The following is a 21,413-nucleotide window of genomic DNA, read 5'->3' on the forward strand; positions in this document are numbered from 1 at the left end:
GGGACCGCTTCATTCAAGACCAGCTGAAGCTCCTCGATCAACGCCGGCCGCTCCACCCAGCGCGGACGAGTCGTGGGAATGCACCCTCGAGGAGCAATTGTTTTTTCGAGTCACTCGCCAAGCAGAACGACCGGCATCACCACTGCCAGCTAGTCCCAGCCCAGCCGCTGTAGGACTCACAGGAGTCTTTGTCCAGATATGGCGACTTTCGGGCCTCTAAAGTCGCCATATCTGCCCAAAAACTCAAAGGGGGGAGATGGCCAGCAGCACTCCCCCGGCAGCCCCCACCAGCACCACCACCCACGGCGGCGCCTTCCATGCGATGAGCAGGACGAAGCAGACCAGGGCCAGGCAAAACGGCCCGGGCCCGGTGATGGCCGTGGTAAATACCGGGTTGTAGAGGGCCGCGGCCAGGATCCCCACCACCGCCGCGTTCGCGCCGCGCATCAGAGCCTGCACCTGTGACCGGGAGCGGAACCTGTTCCAGAACGGCAGCACGCCAACAAGGAGGAGGAAGCCGGGCAGGAAGATTCCGGCGAGCGCGACGGCGGCGCCCGCCACACCGCCCGGGCCTGCGGTTGAGAGCGTGCCCAGGTAGGCCGCGAAGGTGAAGAGCGGGCCGGGAACCGCCTGCGCTGCACCGTAGCCGGCCAGGAACTGCTCGGGGGTAACCCAGCCGGGGTTGACCACGCCGGCCTGGAGCAGCGGCAGGACCACATGCCCGCCGCCAAAGACCAGGGCGCCGGCGCGGTAGAACGCGTCGAAGAGTGCCAGGCCGGCGGAAGCGGTGGCCGCCGCCAGCACGGGCAGCCCCACCAGGAGCACTCCGAACAGAACCAGGCAAACCGCCCCGGCACTCCGGCTGACCGGGAACCGCAGCGTGCCCGTCACGTCGCCGATCCCAGCCCGGCAAAAAAACATGCCCGCCAGTGCACCAGCGGCGATGGCCAGCACCTGCCCCAGCGGGCCCGCCAGCAGGACCACGGTCAATGCCGCCACCACGGCAATCGACGCCCGTTCCCGGTCCGGCGTCAGAGCCTTCGCCATCCCCCAGACAGCCTGCGCCACGATCGCCACGGCCACGATTTTCAACCCGTCAAGGATTCCTGAACCAAGAACCCCCTGAAACAGGGAGACGCCGGCGGCGAACGCCACCAGCAGCGCGGCGGACGGCAACGTGAAAGCCAGGAACGCGGCGAGGGCGCCGAGGGGTCCGGCCCGGTGCAGCCCCAGGCCGAATCCCACCTGGCTGGAGGCGGGCCCCGGAAGGAACTGGCAGAGCGCCACGAGGTCCGCGTATTCCTTGTCATCCACCCACTTGCGGCGCTCCACCAGTTCGTCGCGGAAATAGCCCAGGTGCGCAATGGGTCCGCCGAAGGATGTCACGCCCAGCTTCAGGAAAACCCGGAAGACCTCCCCCGCCGAACCACGTGAAGTAACCGTGGCCGTCACAGGGCCGTCACGAGTCCGGCAACCCGGTCCAGCGCGCCCGGAACCACGGAATAATAGGCCCAGGTGCCCCGCTTTTCACGGTGCAGCAGGCCCGCATCCACCAGGATCTTCAGGTGGTGCGAGACGGTGGGCTGGCCCAGGCTGAGCGGTTCGGTCAGGTCGCAAACGCAGCGCTCGCCCGCCTCCCCCGCCTTCACCAGCGAGAGCAGCCGCACGCGGTTGGGATCCGCGAGTGCCTTGAAAACCAGCGCGGCCTGCTTGGCCTCCTCCACCCCGAGGGCTGTACCGGCGGGCGGCGGGCAGCAGGAAGGGTCCGTCCCCGTGACGGACCGGGTCAATGGCAGGGCAGCGGTCATGGACACCATTATGCCGCCATATCGACATTCATCAATGTGACGGCATAACGGTCTTGGGATGGAACCGGCTACGTGGGGGGTTACGTATCTGCCGGTTCCTCGCGGTGGGGGATCACCACGTTGTCGGCGGCCTGGCCGGCGGCGGGAAAGAGGGCCAGGAGGAGTCCGAGTCCGACGGCGGCGCCCGCCAACTGCGCCAGGACGAACCCGGGCACGGAGCCAGGCGCAATTCCCGAGAAGGTATCGCTGAACATCCGGCCCACCGTCACGGCGGGGTTGGCGAAGGAAGTGGAGGAGGTAAACCAGTAAGCCGCGCCAATGTAGGCACCTACGGCCGGGGCGGCCAGCATTCCTTGCGAGGTCCGGGCCAGGGCGAAGATCAGCAGGATGAGCCCGGCCGTGGCCACCACTTCGCCCAGGACATGCCCGCCGGTGAGGCGCTCCTTCGTGGATATGGAGGTCCCGACGTCGAACATTGCGTTGGCCAGCACGCTCCCCCCGATGGCCCCGGCCACCTGGGCCGCAGCGTAGGCACCGACCTCCGGCAGCGTCAGGCCCTTGCCGCTGCGCCGGCCGAGGGCCCAGTCGGCCAGGGAGACGACCGGATTGAAGTGCGCGCCGCTGACCGGCCCCAACATCAGGATGAGCACTGTCAGGCCCAGGACCGTGGCGGTGCTGTTCTGGAGCAGCTGCAACCCGACGTCGCTGGGGGAAAGCTGCTGGGCCGCGATCCCCGAGCCGACAACGACGGCCACCAAAAGACCGGTGCCGAGCAGCTCGGCCAGGGCGCGGCGCCAGAGGGGAGGCTGGGGTGTGTGCATGCAACCAGCTTGACCCACGGAAATTACCTCAGTCAAACTTGAGTCAATGGAAACTGAACTAAGTGCAGGATTCCGCCAGCGGCTTGCCAGGCATGCAGCCCTGGCCGACGCGGGCCGGCTGCGCATCGTGGACCTGCTGACGCTGGGCGACCGCTCGCCGTCGGAACTGCAGGCGGAGCTGGGAATGACATCCAACCTGCTCGCCCACCACCTCCGCATCCTCCAGGACGCGGGGCTGGCGGCGAGGCACCGCTCCGAGGCGGACCGGCGGCGGAGCTACATCCGCCTGGTGGCCGGGTCGCTGGAGGACCTGGTTCCCGGCAGCGAACACACGGCATACCGTGTCCTTTTCGTGTGCACCCGCAACAGTGCACGCTCCCAGCTCGCGGCGGCCCTCTGGCGCCAGGCCAGCCGCATTCCCGTCGCATCGGCGGGAACGCATCCCGCGGACCGGATTTCCCGCGGCGCCCTGGAGGTGGCCGCACGCCATGGGCTGGACCTGGCCGACGCCGCACCGCAGCAACTGGACCAGGTCCTGGGTGATGGCGATTTCGTGGTAACCGTCTGCGACAACGCCCACGAGGAGGTTCCCGGCCTGCAGGGGGTCCACTGGTCCATCCCGGACCCCGTCAGGCGGGGCACGGCCGAGGCTTTTGAGGAGGCGTTCGGGCAGATTTCATACCGCATCAGCGACCTGGCTCCCCGCCTCGCCGCGGCCTGAGGAATACATTGACAATCATCAATATGTAGCGCAATACTCCCTATATCGATCATCATCAATCTTTCGGGACTGATGGGATCGGGCGGGAGCACAACCACCCACAACGGCACCTCCCGCCGTACGTCATCATTAGGAGAACAGCGTGACCACCGAGACAGCCAAGAAGCCCTCCGTCCTTTTCGTCTGCGTCCACAACGCAGGCCGTTCGCAGATGGCGGCAGCCTTCCTGACGTCCCTGTCCAAGGGTTCCGTGGATGTCCGCTCCGCCGGGTCCCAGCCCGCCGAGAAGATTAACCCCGCCGCGGTCGAGGCCATGGCGGAGGTGGGCATCGACATGTCCGCGGAAGTTCCCAAGGTCCTCACCACAGAGGCCGTCAAGGACTCCGACGTGGTGATCACCATGGGCTGCGGCGACGAGTGCCCGTACTTCCCCGGCAAGCGCTACGAGGACTGGGTGCTGGAGGATCCGGCAGGCAAGGGCGTAGAATCCGTCCGCCCCATCCGGGACGAAATCAGGACCCGCATCGAAGCCCTCATCACCGAACTGGTGCCCGCGCAGCACCCGGACGCCCAGTAACTCCAGGAGATCTCCATGACGAACGAACAGCTGATCATCATCGGCTCCGGCCCCGCGGGCTACACCGCAGCCATCTACGCCGCACGAGCAGGCCTGGCACCGCTGGTGCTGGCCGGCTCGGTCACCGCGGGCGGCGCGCTGATGAACACCACCGAGGTGGAGAACTTCCCCGGTTTCCCCAGCGGTATCCAAGGCCCGGAGCTGATGGACGGCCTGCAGGAACAGGCCGAGAAGTTCGGCGCCAAAGTGGTGTTCGACGACGCCACCTCGGTTGACCTCAAAGGCCACCTGAAGACCGTGGTCACCGGCGGCGGCGAAACCCACCAGGCCCCGGCCGTCATCCTGGCCACCGGCTCGGCCTACAAGGAACTCGGCCTGCCGGAGGAGAAGAAGCTCAGCGGCCACGGCGTCTCCTGGTGCGCCACCTGCGACGGCTTCTTCTTCCGTGACCAGGACATCATCGTGGTAGGCGGCGGCGACTCCGCCATGGAGGAAGCCACGTTCCTCACCCGGTTCGGGAAGTCGGTGACCGTCGTCGTACGCCGTGAGGAACTGCGGGCCTCCCGGATTATGGCGCAGCGGGCCAAGGACAACCCGAAGATCAATTTCGCCTGGAACTCCGCCGTCACCGCCATCCACGGCAACGGCAAGGTCACCGGCGTGACCCTCACGGACACCCGCTCCGGCGAAACCCGGCACCAGGCGGCCACCGGAATCTTCGTGGCCATCGGCCATGTCCCCCGGACCGAACTGGTGGCCGGCCAGGTGGACCTGGACGCGGACGGCTACATCAAGGTGGAATCCCCCACCACGGTGACCAACCTGTCCGGCGTCTTCGCCTGTGGCGACGCCGTGGACCACCGCTACCGCCAGGCCATCACCGCCGCCGGGACCGGCTGCGCCGCCGCCCTGGACGCCGAACGCTACCTAGCAGCCCTGGACGACGCAGACAGCATCGCCACAGCTCTGGTCGAAGAACCTACCCACAGCTGACAACCCGGGCAGGAAGGGGGTGGGCTGAATGAACACGGAATGCTGCGGCGACAACGGTTGCTGCGACGACGACGATCAGGACTGCTGCTAGCCCCTGATTCCCCACCCGGCCACGAACCGACGAACGAACAGGAACCGCCATGGAGCACACCCCCACCCTCCCCGTTGCAGTGATCGGCGCTGGGCCGGTGGGACTTGCCGCCGCAGCGCACCTGTTGGAGCGCGGCCTGGAGCCGCTGGTTTTCGAGGCAGGTCCGACGGCGGGGGCGGCCATTGAGGAATGGCGCCACATCCGCCTGTTCTCGCCATGGCGGTTCAACATCGACGCCGCAGCCGTGCGGCTGCTTGGGGCATCCGGCTGGGAAGCGCCCCGGCCCACCGCCCTGCCGTACGGCGGCGAGCTTATCGACAACTACCTCGCTCCCCTGGCGGCGCTGCCGGCGCTGGCCACGCGGCTGGAGACCGGCGCCCGGGTAGTGGCCGTGACCCGGCAGGGCATGGACAAGACCCACGTCCGCAACCGGGACACCGCCCCCTTCACTGTCCGGGTGGTTCACTCGGACGGCGATACCCGCGACCACACCGTGGCTGCGGTGATCGATGCCTCCGGCACCTGGTCCACCCGCAACCCGCTGGGCACCTCCGGACTGCCGGCAATCGGCGAGGAGGCGGCCGCGGCCCGCATCTCCTCTCCGCTGCCCGACGTGCTGGGCCGGGACCGCAAGGCCTTTGCTGGCAAGCGCGTCCTGGTGGTCGGCGCCGGACACTCCGCTGCCAACACCCTGCTCAACCTAACCGCCCTGGCCAAAGAGGCACCCGATACCAGGATCCTGTGGGCCATCCGGGGCGCCTCCCCCGCCAAGACCTACGGCGGCGGGGACGCTGACGGGCTGCCCGCCCGCGGCCAGCTCGGTGCCCGGCTCCGCCGCCTGGTGGAGGCGGGGACGATCGAACTGCACACCGCCTTCGGCATCAGCTCCTTCAAATTCCTGGACTCCGGCGTCACCGTCGGCGCCGTGGACGGCCGCACCCTGGAGGCCGACGTCGTGGTGCCCTGCACCGGGTTCCGGCCGGACCTGGACATCCTGCGCGAACTCCGGCTCAACCTGGACCCCGCCGTCGAGGCACCGCTGGAACTTGGCCCGCTGATCGACCCGGAATTCCACTCCTGCGGCACGGTGCCGCCGCACGGCGCCAGCCTCCTGGCCCACCCGGACAAGGACTTCTACATTGTGGGCATGAAGTCTTATGGCAGGGCCCCCACCTTCCTGCTGGCCACCGGCTACGAGCAGGTCCGTTCCGTTGCCGCTGCCCTGGCCGGGGACCGTAAGGCCGCCGACACCGTCCAGCTCGAACTTCCGGAAACCGGCGTCTGCTCCACCGATGCCGGAACCAGCCGTGATGTTCCCGCTGCCCCGCCCGCAGCCGGCGCTGTGGAGGCCGGCGGGGAGTCCGGCTGCTGCGCCGCTCCCGAACCGGTCCTGGTGGGCTTTCCCACCGGCCTCGCCCACGGCCGCTCCGCAGAAAACTGAAAACCCAAGCCCGCAAAGGAAGCCCATGACTAACGCAGTTCCCGCCACCGCCAGGGAAAAGACGCCCGCTGTCCTGTTCGTCTGCAGCAAGAACGGCGGCAAGTCGCAGCTGGCAGCCGGGCTGATGCACCAGCTCGCCGGCAGCAGCGTGGACGTTTTTTCGGCCGGCACGAAGCCGGGAAAAGACCTCAACCCGCTCGCTGTCGAATCACTGGCCGAGCTCGGCATCACCGTGGAGGGCGAGTACCCCAAGCCCGTCAGCGAGGAGGCGCTTGAGGCTGCGGACGTGGTGGTGGTCCTGGGCACCGAGGCAAAGCTGGAGCCGCACGAGGGCACCCGCTTCGAGCTCTGGGAAACTGACGAGCCCTCGGAACGCGGCATTGAAGGCATGGAACGCATGCGCCTGGTGCGGGCCGACATCCGGGCGCGGGTCCAAAAGCTGCACCAGGACCTCACCGCTTCCTGACGGACCGGCGCGATGGACAACCAGGACCGGTCCGGCGGGTCCACCGGGCCCGCCATCCTGGGCGTGCCCTGGGAATGCCCGGAGCACCTGGTGCTGACGGCTGCCGAATTCGCCGGCGCCATGGACCTCCACCTCGTCTGTGCCTTCGTTGACCCGGCAAGCTATCTGGTGGAATGGGCGCCCGAGCTGCCGGGGGCCTCGCTGGACCCTGCCGTCAACGATGAGGCGGCCTTTCCCTCACGGGAAGTCTATGGGCGCCTGCAGAAAATCCTGGCCGGGACCGACGATGTGGAGTGGTCCTTCCGGGTCCTAAACGGCGCCGTTGCCCCGGCGCTGATGCGGCTGGCAGACAGCCTTGGCGCTTCCCTGTTCATTGTGGGCGGCCGCCGCCCGGGCATCCTGTCCCGGTTCGAGCGGGTCCTGGAAGGCTCAGTCGCGGAGGCCCTGCAGCACTCCCAGCGGCGTCCCGTTGTGGTGGTTCCGGCGGTTGGCCACTAACCAAAACAAGCGTGCGCCGCCCTACAAAAAATGCTTGGTGGGCAATGCCCCTGTCAGTACACTTAGCTTATTCATCCGGCGGGCTGGGGACCAGCAGCGACGCTCCTCCGGAGGGAGCCTGTTAAGGCGCGAAGGCGGCACCCATGCACGGAAACCGGAAGCTCCCCCGCAGCATTTGCGGGGAAGTTGCCCATCTGGAGCTACAACTGCAGGTCCTTGAAATTATTGACGAAATCCTCAGCGGAACCGCCGCCTGCGAGGCCGATGCCCGCAGCTCGCTCCGATGGTTCGTCAGCGCCAATCCCGGCCAGCCGCAGCGCGCCCTGTTGATGCACATGCTGAGCATCCAGCGCTCAGATCACACCTGACACAGAAAAAACACCCTGCTGAAACACTGCGGCAACCTCCTCACGGCAAGCTGTGCGTACGGGGATACAACAGCAGGAGGCAGCCCATCATGGAGGCACAAGGAGTACGCACGGACCAACTCCGCATTGGAGACCACATCGAGGCCTGGCACCGGGGCAGGCTTTTCCACCGCGGCCGGGTGACCGGCGTGGTGCCTGCCCTGGAACTGTTCTGGATCCTTGACGCGAGGACCGGCACCCGCAAGCTGCTGGACCCCGAGGCCTTGGAGATCCGGCACGTGGAAGAGCCCGTGGAGCAACCGGCCCAGCCGGCCACCAGGCTCGAACCTGCATAACGTCCGGCGGCAGGGGTAGGGTCAGTCCTGGAATGCTGCTGCGGCAGAAACACGACGAAGGAGCACACCGTGATTGGATTCATCGTTGCCGGGCTGATCATCGGGGCGCTTGCCCGCCTCATCAAGCCGGGCAAGCAGAACCTGGGCCTGCTCGCCACCCTGCTGCTGGGCCTGGTCGGCTCAGTGATCGGCGGAGTGGTGGCATCGCTGCTGGGGACCGGGGACATCTTCGAACTGAATTTCCTGGGCTTCATTGTGGCGGTCATCGCCTCGGTGCTCCTGGTGGGCACCGCCGAGGCAGTGGCCGGCCGGCGGCGGTCCGTCCGCCGCTGACCTAGGGGCAGGAACCCTGACGGCCTAAGGCAGGAACCCCCGACGGCGGCGCCTGACCCACGCCCGCAGGGCGATGGCGGGTGCCGCCGCCGGGGTGTCCTAGGTCCGGTCCTGGTAGACGTCCGGGATGCCGTCCTGGTCCGCGTCCACCTTCTCCAGTTCCTCGGCCTGCCGGTACTGCCGGTTCCTGGTCCGCAACACCAGGGTGGCCAGCACGGCGGCGAGCAGTGAGGCGCCGAGGATTCCCACCTTTGCGTGGTCGTCGTGGAGGCTGCCGTGGCCGAAGCTGAGCTCGGCCACCAGCAGGGACACGGTAAAGCCGATGCCGGCCAGCAGCGCCACGCCGAAAATGTCGATCCATTTGAACGAGCTGTCCAGGGTTGCCCTGGTGGCTTTGGTCAGGATCCAGGTGGTGCCAAGGATGCCGATCGGCTTGCCGAGCACCAGGCCCAGGATGATGCCGAGCGCCACCGGGTCGGCCAGTGCCGAGACCAGCCCGTCCCAGCCGCCCACGGCGACGCCGGCCGAGAAGAACGCGAATATGGGGACGGCGATACCAGCGGAAATGGGCCGGAAGCGGTGCTCGAAGATCTCCGCCAGCCCGGGCCCGGCCTCCGGACCGCCACCGGCCTGCGACCGGATGACCGGTACTGCGAAGCCCAGCAGGACACCTGCCACGGTGGCGTGGATGCCCGAGGCATGGACGAGCGCCCAGGTCACAACGCCCAGCGGCAGCAGGATCAGCCAGGCGGCCGGAGCCTTCATGCCGAAGAAGTAGCGGAACCGGTGCGCCAGGAATGCGTAGACCGCCAGCGGAATAAGGGCCAGCAGCAACGGTGCGACATGGAGGTCGCTGGTGTAGAAGAACGCGATGATGCTGATGGCGATCAGGTCATCCACCACGGCCAGGGTCAGCAGGAAGATCCGCAGCGCGCTGGGCAGGTGGGAGCCGATAATGGCGAGCACGGCGACGGCGAATGCAATGTCCGTGGCGGTGGGGATCGCCCAGCCGCGCAGGGTCTCCGGGCTGGCGAGGTTGACGACGGCGTAGATCACCGCCGGGACCACCACGCCGCCGACTGCGGCCGCCACCGGGACGATCGACTTGCTGATCTGCCGCAGGTCGCCGGCCACGAATTCGCGCTTGAGTTCCAGGCCCACCAGGAAGAAGAAAATGGCGAGCAGGCCGTCCGCAGCCCAGGCACCGAGGCTCAGCTCCAGGTGCCAGGGCTCGTAACCGATCTTGAAGTCACGCAGCGCGAAGTAGCTGTCCGAAGCCGGCGAGTTGGCCCAAACCAGGGCGATGATTGCCGCTGCCACCAGCAGGGCGCCACCCACCGTTTCCTTGCGGAGGATTTCCCCGATCCGCAGGGCCTCGGAGTAGGAGCCGCGGGCAAAGACCGTGCCCCGGGGCGCGGCGGGCGGCGGTGTTGATGGCGGGGTGGAGTTCATGAAGGAGTCCTAACGTTTGGGCTCGACAAAATTACTGCCGACCAGACTTCCCGGCGCACCTTCGATCCATTCTAGGGGCGGCGCTGCGGGCACCAAAATGCAGCAGCCCGCTGATGCGGGTCCCCCAGCCCCGCCCGGCGCCCCGCGGTCACCCCGCCCGGCGCCGTGAACCGGACTGCCGGCCTTCGGCGGCGATGGCCCTGACGGCGTGGTCAAGGTAGTCCCGGGCTTCCCCCGAGTTGGCCAGCTTCACGAGCTCCGCGGCCACCACCACCAACTTGACGTTCCGGTGGCTGCTGGTGCTCACCAGCATCTTGAAAGCATCATCAGCGCCCATCTTCAGCTGGCCCATCAGGATGCCCCGGGCCTGGTCCACCACGCTGCGGGTGGAGGTGGCACCGGCCACCGCATCCCGTGCGGTTTGCTCCGTTTCCCGCTGCAGGGTGGTGGTGAGGTCCACCATCACCCCCTCCATGGCGGCGACTTTGCCTGCCCCGTCCAGGATGCCCTCACCCGACGTGAGCACCCGCCGGGTCCGTCCCTTGGCGTCAATGATCCGGTGGTACATGGCGAAATAGCCTCCGGTTTGTGCAACCTGGGCAACGATTGCCTCGCACCTCGGCCGGTCCTCGGGATGCTTGTGCGAGTACAGCAGCTCCAGCGTGGGCACCACGTCTCCCCGCCGGTATCCATGCAGCTGGTACATGCCGTCCGACCAGGAGACCTTCCACCCGGTCACGTCCACATGGAAGGTTCCGGCGGTACATTCGTTGTCGCCCAGGGCGCTCGAGTACGTATATGGGCCGGTCGGGTCCGTTGTCACAGGGGCCACCTCCATGTAGCATCCAGCACCCGCGGCGGAACAGATCAGTCCGGGGGCGCTACTACCAGTATGGCCGGGGCGGACTCCTACGGGTAGGGCATGGACCACCTGCGGGAACCAGGGGGGTTTTCCACCTGGCTGGACCCCTTGACGCAAATACCCCCTAGGGGTATTCTCGAGGTGTTGTCAGTGAAGTGGTATGTCCCGGCGGTACCACCGCCTCCACAGCCGTTCAACCCCAGCACCCTGCTTACCAAGGACTCATCCTTCGTCAAGGAAATGGAACTGACATGAACCTCGAACACCGCACAGCGCTCCCCCTGGCATCCTCCAACGGCTGCAGCTGCTGCTCCCCCGCAGGCCACGCACCCAAGACCACGGCCGCCGTCGCGCATTCCCCTGAAGCGCCCGGCCGCACCGCCGTCACCACTGCCGGGTATTTCCTGGCCGCATCCTGACCTCTCGCGCCTCCAAGGGCAATGCCCGGCGCAGCACCAGTCCTCCAAGGAGGAAACCATGCAGGACCACACGCACCACCCAACGCACCATCACGACGACGGCAGGCAGGCGGGCGGCACGCTCACCCGCCACACCGCCGCCCCCGAGGGGCACCAGCACCACCAGACGGCACACCAGCACCACGGCGACGACGACCACACCGTCCATACGTCCGGCCAGCACGCCGGGCACAGCACCGCCATGTTCAAGAACCGGTTCTGGCTCACCCTGGCGCTGTCCGTCCCCGTGGTCTACTTCAGCCCGATGGTGGGCCACATCCTGGGCTACATGGCGCCTATGTTTCCCGGCTCGGCCTGGATCCCGCCGGTCCTCGGCAGCGTCATTTTCCTGTACGGCGGGCAGCCGTTCCTCAAAGGCGGCCTCCAGGAACTGAAGGACCGGCGGCCGGGGATGATGCTGCTCATCGCCATGGCCATCACCGTGGCCTTCGCGGCCTCCTGGATCACCAGCCTGGGGCTGGGCGGCTTCGACCTGGACTTCTGGTGGGAGCTCGCGCTGCTGGTGGCCATCATGCTCCTGGGCCACTGGATCGAGATGCGCGCCCTGGGTTCCGCGCAGGGCGCCCTGGACGCCCTCGCCGCGCTGCTGCCCGACGAGGCCGAGCGCGTCACGGACGGCGGCACCGAAACGGTCCCGGTCTCCGAACTCCGCCCGGACGACCTGGTCCTGGTCCGGCCCGGCGCCCGGATGCCCGCCGACGGAACAGTGGTGGAAGGGCAGGCCGAGTTCGATGAATCCATGATCACCGGCGAGTCCAAGACCGTTCTCCGGGGCCCCGGCGCTCCGGTGGTGGCCGGAACCATCGCCACGGACAGCAGCGTCCGCGTCCGGGTCACGGCCGTGGGCGACGACACCGCACTCGCCGGAATCCAGCGGCTCGTGGCCGAAGCCCAGGCCTCGTCCTCGCGTGCCCAGGCGCTGGCTGACCGCGCGGCAGCGTTCCTCTTCTACTTCGCCGCCGCCGCGGGCGTGCTGACCTTTATCGCCTGGACGCTGCTTGGCAGTGTTCCGGACGCGGTCACCCGGACCGTGACCGTGCTGGTGATCGCCTGCCCGCATGCCCTGGGCCTGGCCATTCCGCTGGTCATCGCCATCTCCACCGAGCAGGCCGCCCGGGCCGGCGTGCTGATCAAGAACCGGATGGCACTGGAACGCATGCGGACCGTTGACGTTGTCCTCTTCGACAAGACCGGCACCCTCACCACCGGTGAACCCGAGCTGAACGACGTGGCAGTGGCCGAGGGCGTTGACGCCGGCCAGTTGCTGGCCCTCGCCGCGGCCGTCGAGTCGGACAGCGAGCATCCCGTGGCGCGGGCCATCGTCCGCGCCGCCCGGGAACGGAACCTGGCGCTGCCGGCCGTCGGCTCGTTCACCGCGCTGACCGGGCGCGGCGTGCGGGCCAGCGTGGACGGACGGACGCTACACGTGGGCGGACCCGCACTCCTGCGCGAGCTTGCCGCCGTCGAACCCCCTGCCCTGGCCGCGGTGACCCGTGGCTGGAGGGACCGCGGCGCGGCAGTCCTGCACGTGCTCGACGGCGGCCGCGTCCTGGGCGCCGTCAGCCTGGAGGACGCGGTGCGTCCGGAGTCCCGGCAGGCCGTGGCGGCGCTGCAGAACCGGGGCGTCAAGGTGGCCATGGTCACCGGCGACGCGCGGCAGGTGGCCCGGGCTGTGGCGGCGGACCTGCGGATCCACGAGGTGTTCGCCGAGGTCCTGCCGGCGGACAAGGACAAGAAGGTGGCCGAACTCCAGGCCCGCGGGCTGAAAGTGGCCATGGTGGGCGACGGCGTCAACGATTCGCCGGCCCTGGCCCGCGCGGAGGTGGGCATCGCGATCGGCGCCGGCACCGACGTGGCCATGGAGTCCGCCGGCGTGGTCCTGGCCGGAAACGATCCCCGGGCGGTGCTGTCCATGGTGGACCTGTCCCGGGCGAGCTACCGGAAGATGTGGCAGAACCTGGTGTGGGCAACGGGCTACAACATCCTGTCCGTGCCCCTGGCGGCAGGCGTCCTGGCGTTCGCGGGCGTTGTCCTATCGCCCGCGGCGGGTGCCGTGCTGATGTCCGCCTCCACTATTGTGGTGGCGCTGAACGCCCAGCTGCTGCGGCGCCTGAAACTGAACCCGTCCGGGGTACGTTGAAAGGCGTGGCCTTCCGGGTCCACGGGAAAGGAGGGAACAGCATGAAGGCAGGCATCCGCACCGCCGTCGTGGCTGCCCTCCGCCCGGCCGCGCTGGCCGCTGCAGTCCTGGCCCTGCTGGCCGGGATCCTGGGGATGCACGTGCTGACCGCAGGCCATTCAGTCCACGCGACGGCGGCCTCCGCAGCTCCTGCGCCTGCCGGCCATACCGGTGCCGCGCACGACGGCGACGCTTCCCGCCATGCCGGGGAGGCCGCCGTCGGGCAGTCCCATAACGGCCACGCAGGGCACTTCACCCGGCCCGCGGCCGGGTCCTTCGCCGCCTCGGGTTCCTGCAGCTCCGGCTGCCAAGGGGCGGAGGAAGCCGGAGCGGCCTGCATCCCGCTGGTTCCGGCGGGATCGCCCGGCGTCGCCCCTCCCCCTGGCACCTTGGCAGCTCTGCTTCCCCTGGCGGCAGGAGCCCGGTACGCCGCCTACAACTACATCCCTTCGGGTCCCACGCCCTGCGAACTGTCCATCAGCCGGACGTAAACGAGCCCTGCGGCGCGCCGCTGCACGCATCGTTTCGGCCCAGTTCCACTGACCCGCTTGAAGGACATTTCCCATGAACAGCAAAATCAAGACCCTCTCCCTCGCCGCCGCCCTGGCTGCCTCGCTCGGCCTTGCCGGCTGCGCGGCCGGCTCCGGAAGCTCCGGCGGAAGCACCATGCCCATGCATCACGGCGGTTCATCCGCCCCGACGTCCAGCATGATGCCGGACGCCAGCGCAGACCATAACCAGGCGGACATCGTGTTCTCCCAGATGATGATTCCGCACCATGCCCAGGCCGTGGAGATGAGCGACATCATCCTGGCCAAGCAGGACGTCCCGGCCGAGGTCACTGCCCTGGCCACCAGAATCAAGGACGCCCAGGCGCCGGAGATCGAGACCATGACCGGCTGGCTGGAAAGCTGGAACGTGCCCACCATGATGTCCGACCACTCCGGGCACGGCATGAGCGGCATGGTGGACGCTGACGGCATCGAGACGTTCAAGGCCGCCGAGGGGACCGACGCCGTCCGGCTCTTCCTCGAACACATGATCGAGCACCACGAGGGCGCCGTCGACATGGCCCAGCAGGAAATCGGCGCCGGCAAGTACCCGGAGTCCATCCAGCTCGCCCGGGACATCGTCACCGCACAGGAAGCCGAGATCACCGAGATGAAGGAGCTGCTCGGCACGCTCTGACCCTCACCCGCGACGCTCTCTCACTTACCGCACCAACCGGCCAACGCTCGCTCACTATCCTGAAGGAAGTGAGCGAGCGTGCGTTCCGGAGTTGCGTTAAGTGAGCGAGCGTCGTCCTGGCCGGCGGCGCCTGACTCTTGGTGCCACCGGCTTCACATGTTCGGGCAGGATCCCGACGCCGACAAACCGGGCGGTCACGCGCCGCAGCACCGGCGAGGCGAGCCGGAGGACAGGAGGCAGCCAGCGCGGCGCAACCCGGCTGCCTTTGGTTGCCCTGGCAAGGGCCCGGTGTCCTGCACGCTGAAGCCGCTGCATGATCTTCACGGGTATCTCGCGCCGACGCTGCACGGCGGCGAGCTTCTCCGGCGGTGCGGTGCCGGCGGCAAGGTCTCCGGCAATGGCGTTGGCCAGTGCCACCGCATCCTGGATCGCGAAGTTCACGCCGACGCCGAACATCGGGGACATCGCATGCGCGGCATCGCCGATCGCGATAAAGCCGGGGCGGTGCCAGCGCCGGAGCCTGTTGATCCGGACGGAGAGTAGCTTGACCTGGTCCCAGTCCTGCAGCGTGTCAACAACCGGCTGCAGGAAGGGTGCCGCGTATGTGATGCGTTCACGTAGTGCGCCGAGCCCCGCCTTTTCCAGGCCCTCGAAGCCACCCTTCTCAATGACCATGCCTGACTGGTACCTGTCGCCGCGGTCGATGGTGAGGACCATTCCCCGCGATGACACGTAGGCGAGGGTTACGGGCGGCGGGTCGGGCGGTTTGGGCAGGCCGAACCAGAGCACGTCGATGGGCACACCGAACTCGTCGGGGGTCAGCCCGGCCGCCGCGCAGAGCACTGATGCCCGCCCGTCGGCAGCGACGGTCAGCGGTGCGCGGAACTCTTGCCCGCCGTCGGGCCCTGTTGCCCGGATGCCCCGCACCTGGTCCTGCTCCACGATGAGTCCGGTGGCCTCGGTCTCCATGTGCAGCTCGAAGGTGGGGAAGGCCGCAGCCTCACCGGCCAGGAAGTTGAGGAAGTCCCACTGCGGAGCGAGGACCAGGAAGTTGTCCTGACCGCGGAGGCTGTGGAAGTCAACGAGGGTGAAGCGCTGGCCATCCACCACCGCGTCCATCGTTGACAGGCGTGTCAGGGGCAGCTTCAGGAAATTCCCGCGCAGCCCGAGTTCGCCCAGCAGGGTCACGGTTGAGGGGTGGACGGTGTCGCCGCGGAAGTCGCGGAAGAAGTCGCCGTGCTTTTCCAGCACGGCAACCTTGAGGCCGGCCCGCGCGAGCAGGTAGCCGAGCACCATGCCGGCCGGTCCGCCGCCAGCGATCACGCAATCATGTTCCGAGGTCTCTCCGGTCACGTCATCCCCTTTCCGTTTCCGGGCTGCTTCCATGGTGGCGTGAGCTGGACGGGATGGGTAGTGCGGGAGCCTCGCGGGAAATGCCGCAATAGGTGAGAGAGGGTGCAGGGCGGGTTCAAGGGGTTGTTGCAACACCTGAGTGATTGGTGGTGTTGTGGGACGTTTTGGTCGGCCTGAGATGTTGCGTGAGGTGGTCCGGGTTTTCTGGGAGGCGAGGTCTTCTGGATCATCTGATGAGATGGCGGCAGAGGCGGCCGGTCTTTCCCTGTCAGCGGCCCGGCTGATCGTCCGTCAGCATGGTGGAGTGAATCCTGGAATTAGGCCTGCCTGCCGACGGTTCTTGTCCTTTGATGAACGCGAGTTGATTGCCGTCTGGCGGGCGGCCGGGTGCGGGGTGCGTGAGATCGGCCGGCGTTTGGGTCGGAGCCCGTCCACGATCAGCAGGGAACTGGGCCGGGAACATCCGTAATGAAGGCAAGCGCCCTTATCTGGCGTCCTCGGCCCAAAAACGGGCGCAGAAGCTGGCACGCAGGCCTAAGATCCGGAAACTGGCTTCCAACGAGGCCTTGGCACTCTACGTCGCCGGGATGCTGACGGCCCGGGAACGGTTGTCCCCGGAACAGATCAGTGTCCGGCTGCGGATCGATTTCCCCGATGATGAGAGCATGCGCATCAGCCCCGAGACGATCTATCAGTGCATCTATATCCAGGGCCGCGGCGGGCTGAAGGCCGAGCTCGCCGCGGCCCTGCGCACCGGCCGGGCCGTGCGGCAGCCAAACCGGCGTGCGGGAGTGCGCCGGCCCCGGGTCCCGAAGGAACTGCTGATCAGCGAACGCCCGGCGGAGGCCGATGACCGGGCCGTGCCCGGACACTGGGAGGGCGATCTGATCATCGGTACCCCCGGCACCGGGGCGATCGGAACACTCGTGGAACGCAGCAGCCGCTTCGTGATGCTCTTGCACCTGCCCAACGGGCACACCGGCGAGCAGGTACTGGCCGCCATCCAGGACACCTTGCCCACGCTCCCGGCCCAGCTGCGCCGGTCCCTGACCTGGGACCAGGGCGCGGAGATGGTCGGCATTCACGAACGCGTGAAGATCGCCACCGGAGCGGACGTCTACTTCTGCGACCCTCACTCACCCTGGCAGCGCGGCAGCAACGAGAACACCAACGGACTCCTGCGCCAGTACTTCCCCAAAGGCATGGATCTCACCAAAGTCACCCCAGAGGACCTCGACTACGCCGCCGCCGGACTCAATGGACGCCTACGCAAAACCCTCGGCTGGAAAACACCCGCTCAAGCCCTCCAGCAAATACTGGAAGAATCAGCCGCATAGAACGTGTTGCAACCACCACTTGAATCCGCCCAGGCAGGAGGCGCAGGATGTGAAAGAGCGTCGCGGGGTGTTGCGTGTTAAGTTGAAAGGCACGGGCTGAACGTCCGTCCGCCAGCTGGGAAGAGGGACATCTCCTTGGACACATCCGCACCAGTACGAATCCTCACCGTCTGCACCGGCAACATCTGCCGCTCGCCCGTGGCCGAACGGCTGCTGCAGGCAGGGCTCGACCAGGTGCTGCCGGGTGGTTTCGAGGTGGCCAGCGCCGGAACCCGCGCCATGGTGGGCGACCCCATCCAGCCCATCTCCGCGGACATCGTGCGGACCTTTGGCGGCAACCCGGATGGCTTCGCGGCCCGCCAGCTCACCCCGAAAATCCTCCGCGGCGTTGACCTGGTGCTCACCATGACCTCGGGCCACCGCGGGGAGGTGCTGCAGCTGGACGCCTCCCTGTTGAAGCGGACGTTCACCATCCGCGAATTCGCCCGCATGCTCGACGTGCTGGACCAGCGGGGCGCCTCCTCCCAGCCGCCCGCCGCAGTTTCAGAGGGGCCCGACGGCGGCGATCCCCTCGCTGCCAACACCGCCCTCTGGCGCAGCCTGCCCGCCCGGGCGGCTGGCGTGCGCCACCTCTCGCTCCCCGCTGATGCGGCCGACAATGACGTCATCGACCCCTACCGCCGCGCCCCGGAGGTATACCGGCAGATGGAAGACGAGCTCGCCCCGGCCATCGTCTCCATCCTCCGGCACGCACGCCTGCATGCCCCCGACCGCCGGAAGGCTGCCAGGACGCTGTAACGAAACTGCGGACTAGTGTGCGGCTTTCGTGCGGATTCCCCCGATGTGCCGCCGTGCTCCCGGTGCTAGCTTTCCCCCGAAGGACAGTGCCCGGATCACAGCGCCGTTGCAGAAAACCGGCCCGGGAACTGGCAGATGACAGTTTGGACAAGTTGGTAGCCAGCAAGGGGCTGGTGGGCGGACACTGATCCCACCAATCACGATGATGTGGAGGCAATATGAGCACTCCAGGCGGTTCCGGCCCTTCCGGACCCACAGGTTCGGGCGCGGACCCGGCAGGCCACGGCATGGTGGCGCACGGTCGGCGTCGCTGGATCGCGGCGCTGCTGGCGCTGGTGCTCGTGGCGGCTGCCGTGGTGGCCGTGATCAGCCTGAACCGGGCCGGCCAGGAAGCGCAGCCGGCGGCGACCCAGGCCGAGTCGCCGAGCCCGACGCCGACGCCCTCGCCAACACCCACGGAGACAACGCCCGCGCCGCCTCCGCCACCCCCGCCGCCACCGCCCATCCCGGAACTGCCGGCGGTCCCCATGAACGTGTTGGTGATCGGCAGCGACAGCCGCGCCAGTGCCCGGGAGGCCGCTGACCACACGGCCAGGACCGGCGAACCCATCGACCACCGCGCCGACACGCTGATGGTGGTCCACGTCCCCGCCGACCGCCGGACGCTTTACATCGTGTCCATCAACCGCGACACCTGGGTGGACATCCCGGGCTTCGGCGGTGCCAAGATCAATGCGGCACTGCAGTACGGCGGCATTGACATGCAGACCTCGGCCGTGCAGTCGCTGCTGGGGATCACCATCGACCACACCCTGATGCTGGACTTCCACGGCTTCCGCGGACTCATCGACGGGCTGGGCGGGATCGACGTCAACGTGCCCATCGCGTTCCAGTCCACGCACGACACCCAGCGTGTCTTCGCTGCCGGGGTGAACCACCTGGACGGGCAGTCAGCCCTGGAGTTCGCCCGCGAGCGCTACGCGTTTTCGGACGGCGACTTCCAGCGGGTCCGCAACCAGCAGATCCTGCTGCGTGCCATCCTGGCCCGCCTTACCGGCGGAGGGGCGCTGAATGACGTCAACGCCGTCCGCGGCCTGGTCGATTTCGCGTCCTGCTGCCTCACCGTGAACCGCGGCTTCGATCCCGTGCAGGCCGCCATGCTGGCCTACAGCCTCCGCAACCTCGACCCCAACGCGATCGGCACCATGACCTTGCCCACGGCAGGTTCCGGGTTCGTGGCGGGCCAGTCCGTGCTGTTCCCGGACTACGGCGCCATTGCTGCGGTGGGGGCTGCCCTGCGGGATGGGCGGATCGCGGAGTTCGCCAGGCCCTAGGGTTCGCGGGCGACGCGCAGGGTCCCTGACGACGCGCAAACTCCCTGGCGCGGCTGAGATCGGCCGCGCCAGGGAATTTCCGTGTCGCGGGTGCATTTGAGCGTCGATTCGCGCTGTTCAGCCCCGCCTTACCGGGAGTTCACCCGCGAGAAAAGCTCCATGCCCCGGCTGGCGGAAACCTGAGGGCATGACTTCCGCTTCCCGCACTGAGATTTCCCGCCGCACCATCGTCAAGGGCTCGGTCCTGGCCGCCGCATTGGCGTCCGTGCCCGCCGCCGCCAGCGCCGGACCCACCCGCTCCCCTGCCGGCGTGGCGCTGGTCCGCAACCGGCTCACCCTGCCCAGCGGCATCGCCACCGGCGACGTCACCTCCGATTCGGCGGTGCTGTGGTCCCGCGCGTCGGGTGCCGGCCGGATGACGGCGGTCCTCCGCGCAGTGGACGACGCCGGCGCGATCCTGCGCGGGCGCGGCGCCTTTGAGCGCACCCTGCGCGGGCCAAGGGCCACCCAGGCGTCCGACTTCACCGCCAAGATCCACGCCGGGAACCTGCCGTCCAACACGCGGTTCGCGCTGGAGATCAGCTTCGAGGACGACGGCGGCGCAGCCAGTGAGACGGTCCGCGGGACCTTCCGCACGGCCCCCGACGCCGGGACGTACAACGGCAAGGGCCGCACCGGCGAGACGAGCAACGGAGGTGGGGTCCCGGCGTCGTCCGCGCAAAGCTTCGTCTGGACCGGCGATACTGCCGGGCAGGGCTGGGGCATCAACGAGGAGATCGGCGGGATGCGCGGCTACCGGGCCATGCACCAGACCCGTCCGGACTTCTTCATCCACTCCGGCGACACCGTGTATGCGGACGGACCGATCACCGAAACCGTTGTGGAGAAGGACGGGCAGGTGTGGCGGAACCTGGTGACCCAGGAGGTGTCCAAGGTGGCCGAAACGCTGGCCGAGTTCCGCGGCCGGCACCGGTATAACTCGATGGACGCGAACATGCGGGCCATGTTCGCGGACGTGCCCGTGATCGCGCAGTGGGACGACCACGAAACCACCAACAACTGGTACCCCGGCGAGATCCTGGAGGACCCCCGCTACACGGTGCGCGACGTGAACACGCTCGCCGCCCGCGGCCGGCAGGCGTGGCAGGAGAATATGCCCATCGCGGACAGTGCCGCGCTGTGGCGCCCGGGAACGTTCGACGACGCCGGCCAGTACCAGCCCGCGCGCATCTACCGGAAAATCTCCCGCGGCCCGCAGCTGGACATCTTCTGCCTGGACATGCGGGCCTTCAAATCCCCGAACACCGACGGCAAGGAAACCTACACCACCAACATCCTGGGCCAGGAGCAGGTGGACTGGCTGATCCGGGAAGTGTCGGCGTCGAAGGCCACCTGGAAGGTAATCGCAGCGGACATGCCCCTGGGCGTCATCGTGCCGGACGGTCCGGTCAACCAGGAAAGCGTTGCCAACCGCGACGCCGGTGTTCCGCTGGGCCGCGAGCTGGAAATCGCGGGGGTGCTCAGCGAGTTCAAGCGGAACCGGGTGAAGAACATCGTGTGGCTGACCGCGGACGTGCACTACTGCGCCGCGCACCACTACTCCCCCGAGCGTGCCGCGTTCACAGACTTCGACCCCTTCTGGGAGTTCGTGGCCGGGCCCATCGCCGCCGGATCCTTCGGGCCGAACGCGATGGACGGCACGTTCGGGCCGGAGGTGGTGTTCTCGAAGGCCGGCCGCTTCCCGGGTGAGTCACCGCGCGACGGCGAAAACCAGTTCTTCGGGCACGTCCAGCTTGATTCCGAAACCTTCACGGTGAGCCTGCGCAACGCCAACGGCGCCACCGTGTTCTCCAAGGTGCTGACGCCGGAGCGGTAGGTCTTTCGACGGCGGCGGCGGCGGCCCAGGGTGCCGCCGCCGTCGTAATCCGGTTATTTTCCCCGCCCCGTGGGTACGCCGCTGGTAGTGTTCCTGCATTCGG

Annotated in this window: 22 protein-coding genes and 1 pseudogene; 17 read left to right on the forward strand and 6 right to left on the reverse strand. The window is 68.0% G+C overall.

The window, feature by feature from the left end; translation table 11 throughout:
* Positions 1-243: 243 nt before the first annotated feature.
* The 3 genes from chrA to AC5RT3_RS18175 all read right to left on the reverse strand — a co-directional run bounded on the left by chrA (position 244) and on the right by AC5RT3_RS18175 (position 2,629).
* Entirely contained in the window at positions 244-1,452 is a 1,209-nt protein-coding gene (gene chrA, locus AC5RT3_RS18165; protein ID WP_494124849.1) for a chromate efflux transporter, read from the reverse strand.
* A complete protein-coding gene (locus AC5RT3_RS18170; protein ID WP_494010070.1) occupies positions 1,449-1,817 on the reverse strand; it encodes an ArsR/SmtB family transcription factor in 369 nt (122 codons plus the stop codon). Before AC5RT3_RS18170 ends, chrA begins: the two co-directional genes overlap by 4 nt.
* Positions 1,818-1,888: 71 nt before the next feature.
* Positions 1,889-2,629: an aquaporin gene (locus tag AC5RT3_RS18175; RefSeq protein ID WP_494124850.1), complete on the reverse strand. Its 741-nt coding sequence runs from the start codon at positions 2,627-2,629 to the stop codon at positions 1,889-1,891.
* Positions 2,630-2,675: 46 nt separating this feature from the next.
* Here AC5RT3_RS18175 and AC5RT3_RS18180 point away from each other — a divergent pair, with 46 nt between their 5' ends.
* The 9 genes from AC5RT3_RS18180 (at position 2,676) to AC5RT3_RS18220 (ending at position 8,452) form a co-directional block, all read left to right on the forward strand.
* On the forward strand, positions 2,676-3,350 hold the full coding sequence (locus AC5RT3_RS18180) for an arsenate reductase/protein-tyrosine-phosphatase family protein (protein ID WP_494124851.1): 675 nt from the start codon (positions 2,676-2,678) through the stop codon (positions 3,348-3,350).
* 142 nt (positions 3,351-3,492) lie between these two features.
* Positions 3,493-3,927 (forward strand): arsenate reductase ArsC, encoded by a 435-nt coding sequence (locus tag AC5RT3_RS18185; RefSeq protein ID WP_494124852.1) that lies wholly within the window; start codon positions 3,493-3,495, stop codon positions 3,925-3,927.
* 15 nt (positions 3,928-3,942) lie between these two features.
* On the forward strand, positions 3,943-4,920 hold the full coding sequence (gene trxB, locus AC5RT3_RS18190) for a thioredoxin-disulfide reductase (protein WP_494051296.1): 978 nt from the start codon (positions 3,943-3,945) through the stop codon (positions 4,918-4,920).
* 140 nt (positions 4,921-5,060) lie between these two features.
* A complete protein-coding gene (locus AC5RT3_RS18195; protein WP_494051297.1) occupies positions 5,061-6,452 on the forward strand; it encodes an FAD-dependent oxidoreductase in 1,392 nt (463 codons plus the stop codon).
* Between the two features lie 25 nt (positions 6,453-6,477).
* Positions 6,478-6,918, forward strand: coding sequence for an arsenate-mycothiol transferase ArsC (locus AC5RT3_RS18200; protein ID WP_494124853.1), 441 nt, complete (start codon positions 6,478-6,480; stop codon positions 6,916-6,918).
* 12 nt (positions 6,919-6,930) lie between these two features.
* A complete protein-coding gene (locus tag AC5RT3_RS18205) occupies positions 6,931-7,416 on the forward strand; it encodes a universal stress protein (RefSeq protein WP_494124854.1) in 486 nt (161 codons plus the stop codon).
* A 143-nt stretch (positions 7,417-7,559) separates the two neighbouring features.
* Positions 7,560-7,784, forward strand: coding sequence for a hypothetical protein (locus AC5RT3_RS18210; protein ID WP_494051300.1), 225 nt, complete (start codon positions 7,560-7,562; stop codon positions 7,782-7,784).
* Between the two features lie 89 nt (positions 7,785-7,873).
* On the forward strand, positions 7,874-8,119 hold the full coding sequence (locus tag AC5RT3_RS18215; protein WP_494051301.1) for a hypothetical protein: 246 nt from the start codon (positions 7,874-7,876) through the stop codon (positions 8,117-8,119).
* A 69-nt stretch (positions 8,120-8,188) separates the two neighbouring features.
* The gene (locus AC5RT3_RS18220; protein ID WP_461172356.1) at positions 8,189-8,452 is read left to right on the forward strand and encodes a GlsB/YeaQ/YmgE family stress response membrane protein; all 264 of its coding nucleotides are present in this window, start codon (positions 8,189-8,191) and stop codon (positions 8,450-8,452) included.
* Positions 8,453-8,551: 99 nt separating this feature from the next.
* On the opposite strand, the gene nhaA is transcribed toward AC5RT3_RS18220, so the two are convergent.
* Both nhaA and AC5RT3_RS18230 read right to left on the reverse strand, forming a co-directional pair.
* Positions 8,552-9,904 (reverse strand): Na+/H+ antiporter NhaA, encoded by a 1,353-nt coding sequence (nhaA, locus tag AC5RT3_RS18225; RefSeq protein ID WP_494124855.1) that lies wholly within the window; start codon positions 9,902-9,904, stop codon positions 8,552-8,554.
* 148 nt (positions 9,905-10,052) lie between these two features.
* Positions 10,053-10,727, reverse strand: a complete 675-nt coding sequence (locus tag AC5RT3_RS18230; protein WP_494051303.1) for a PAS and ANTAR domain-containing protein — start codon at positions 10,725-10,727, stop codon at positions 10,053-10,055.
* A gap of 290 nt (positions 10,728-11,017) precedes the next feature.
* Between AC5RT3_RS18230 and AC5RT3_RS18235 the strand changes: the two genes are divergently transcribed.
* The 4 genes from AC5RT3_RS18235 (at position 11,018) to AC5RT3_RS18250 (ending at position 14,612) form a co-directional block, all read left to right on the forward strand.
* A complete protein-coding gene (locus AC5RT3_RS18235) occupies positions 11,018-11,185 on the forward strand; it encodes a hypothetical protein (protein ID WP_494124856.1) in 168 nt (55 codons plus the stop codon).
* Positions 11,186-11,243: 58 nt separating this feature from the next.
* Positions 11,244-13,385, forward strand: coding sequence for a heavy metal translocating P-type ATPase (locus AC5RT3_RS18240; RefSeq protein WP_494124857.1), 2,142 nt, complete (start codon positions 11,244-11,246; stop codon positions 13,383-13,385).
* A gap of 41 nt (positions 13,386-13,426) precedes the next feature.
* Positions 13,427-13,915, forward strand: a complete 489-nt coding sequence (locus AC5RT3_RS18245; RefSeq protein ID WP_494124858.1) for a hypothetical protein — start codon at positions 13,427-13,429, stop codon at positions 13,913-13,915.
* A gap of 73 nt (positions 13,916-13,988) precedes the next feature.
* On the forward strand, positions 13,989-14,612 hold the full coding sequence (locus AC5RT3_RS18250) for a DUF305 domain-containing protein (RefSeq protein WP_494124859.1): 624 nt from the start codon (positions 13,989-13,991) through the stop codon (positions 14,610-14,612).
* A 96-nt stretch (positions 14,613-14,708) separates the two neighbouring features.
* Here AC5RT3_RS18250 and AC5RT3_RS18255 read toward each other — a convergent pair whose 3' ends face one another.
* The gene (locus tag AC5RT3_RS18255; RefSeq protein ID WP_494124860.1) at positions 14,709-15,965 is read right to left on the reverse strand and encodes an FAD-dependent oxidoreductase; all 1,257 of its coding nucleotides are present in this window, start codon (positions 15,963-15,965) and stop codon (positions 14,709-14,711) included.
* Positions 15,966-16,143: 178 nt separating this feature from the next.
* Here AC5RT3_RS18255 and AC5RT3_RS18260 point away from each other — a divergent pair.
* From AC5RT3_RS18260 to AC5RT3_RS18275, 4 genes and pseudogenes are all read left to right on the forward strand, one after another.
* Positions 16,144-17,302 (forward strand): annotated as a pseudogene (locus AC5RT3_RS18260) (IS30 family transposase).
* Positions 17,303-17,437: 135 nt separating this feature from the next.
* Positions 17,438-18,100 carry an arsenate reductase/protein-tyrosine-phosphatase family protein gene (locus AC5RT3_RS18265; protein ID WP_494124861.1) on the forward strand — a complete coding sequence of 221 codons (663 nt, stop codon included), beginning with the start codon at positions 17,438-17,440 and terminating at the stop codon, positions 18,098-18,100.
* A 218-nt stretch (positions 18,101-18,318) separates the two neighbouring features.
* The gene (locus AC5RT3_RS18270; protein ID WP_494124862.1) at positions 18,319-19,434 is read left to right on the forward strand and encodes an LCP family protein; all 1,116 of its coding nucleotides are present in this window, start codon (positions 18,319-18,321) and stop codon (positions 19,432-19,434) included.
* Between the two features lie 187 nt (positions 19,435-19,621).
* Entirely contained in the window at positions 19,622-21,310 is a 1,689-nt protein-coding gene (locus tag AC5RT3_RS18275; RefSeq protein WP_494124863.1) for an alkaline phosphatase D family protein, read from the forward strand.
* Positions 21,311-21,413 lie beyond the last annotated feature (103 nt).

It is taken from the genome of Arthrobacter sp. Y3221159, from assembly GCF_059089885.1.

What these genes read in the sequence shown, in the direction of transcription:
- AC5RT3_RS18215 (WP_494051301.1), top strand. Translation starts at nt 7,874, where the DNA reads ATGGAGGCACAAGGAGTACGCACGGACCAACTCCGCATTGGAGACCAC.
- AC5RT3_RS18240 (WP_494124857.1), top strand. Translation starts at nt 11,244, where the DNA reads ATGCAGGACCACACGCACCACCCAACGCACCATCACGACGACGGCAGG.
- trxB (WP_494051296.1), top strand. Translation starts at nt 3,943, where the DNA reads ATGACGAACGAACAGCTGATCATCATCGGCTCCGGCCCCGCGGGCTAC.
- AC5RT3_RS18245 (WP_494124858.1), top strand. Translation starts at nt 13,427, where the DNA reads ATGAAGGCAGGCATCCGCACCGCCGTCGTGGCTGCCCTCCGCCCGGCC.
- AC5RT3_RS18180 (WP_494124851.1), top strand. Translation starts at nt 2,676, where the DNA reads ATGGAAACTGAACTAAGTGCAGGATTCCGCCAGCGGCTTGCCAGGCAT.
- AC5RT3_RS18205 (WP_494124854.1), top strand. Translation starts at nt 6,931, where the DNA reads ATGGACAACCAGGACCGGTCCGGCGGGTCCACCGGGCCCGCCATCCTG.
- AC5RT3_RS18170 (WP_494010070.1), bottom strand. Translation starts at nt 1,817, where the DNA reads ATGGTGTCCATGACCGCTGCCCTGCCATTGACCCGGTCCGTCACGGGG.
- AC5RT3_RS18210 (WP_494051300.1), top strand. Translation starts at nt 7,560, where the DNA reads ATGCACGGAAACCGGAAGCTCCCCCGCAGCATTTGCGGGGAAGTTGCC.
- AC5RT3_RS18250 (WP_494124859.1), top strand. Translation starts at nt 13,989, where the DNA reads ATGAACAGCAAAATCAAGACCCTCTCCCTCGCCGCCGCCCTGGCTGCC.
- AC5RT3_RS18200 (WP_494124853.1), top strand. Translation starts at nt 6,478, where the DNA reads ATGACTAACGCAGTTCCCGCCACCGCCAGGGAAAAGACGCCCGCTGTC.
- AC5RT3_RS18195 (WP_494051297.1), top strand. Translation starts at nt 5,061, where the DNA reads ATGGAGCACACCCCCACCCTCCCCGTTGCAGTGATCGGCGCTGGGCCG.
- AC5RT3_RS18270 (WP_494124862.1), top strand. Translation starts at nt 18,319, where the DNA reads ATGAGCACTCCAGGCGGTTCCGGCCCTTCCGGACCCACAGGTTCGGGC.
- nhaA (WP_494124855.1), bottom strand. Translation starts at nt 9,904, where the DNA reads ATGAACTCCACCCCGCCATCAACACCGCCGCCCGCCGCGCCCCGGGGC.
- AC5RT3_RS18275 (WP_494124863.1), top strand. Translation starts at nt 19,622, where the DNA reads ATGACTTCCGCTTCCCGCACTGAGATTTCCCGCCGCACCATCGTCAAG.
- AC5RT3_RS18175 (WP_494124850.1), bottom strand. Translation starts at nt 2,629, where the DNA reads ATGCACACACCCCAGCCTCCCCTCTGGCGCCGCGCCCTGGCCGAGCTG.
- AC5RT3_RS18235 (WP_494124856.1), top strand. Translation starts at nt 11,018, where the DNA reads ATGAACCTCGAACACCGCACAGCGCTCCCCCTGGCATCCTCCAACGGC.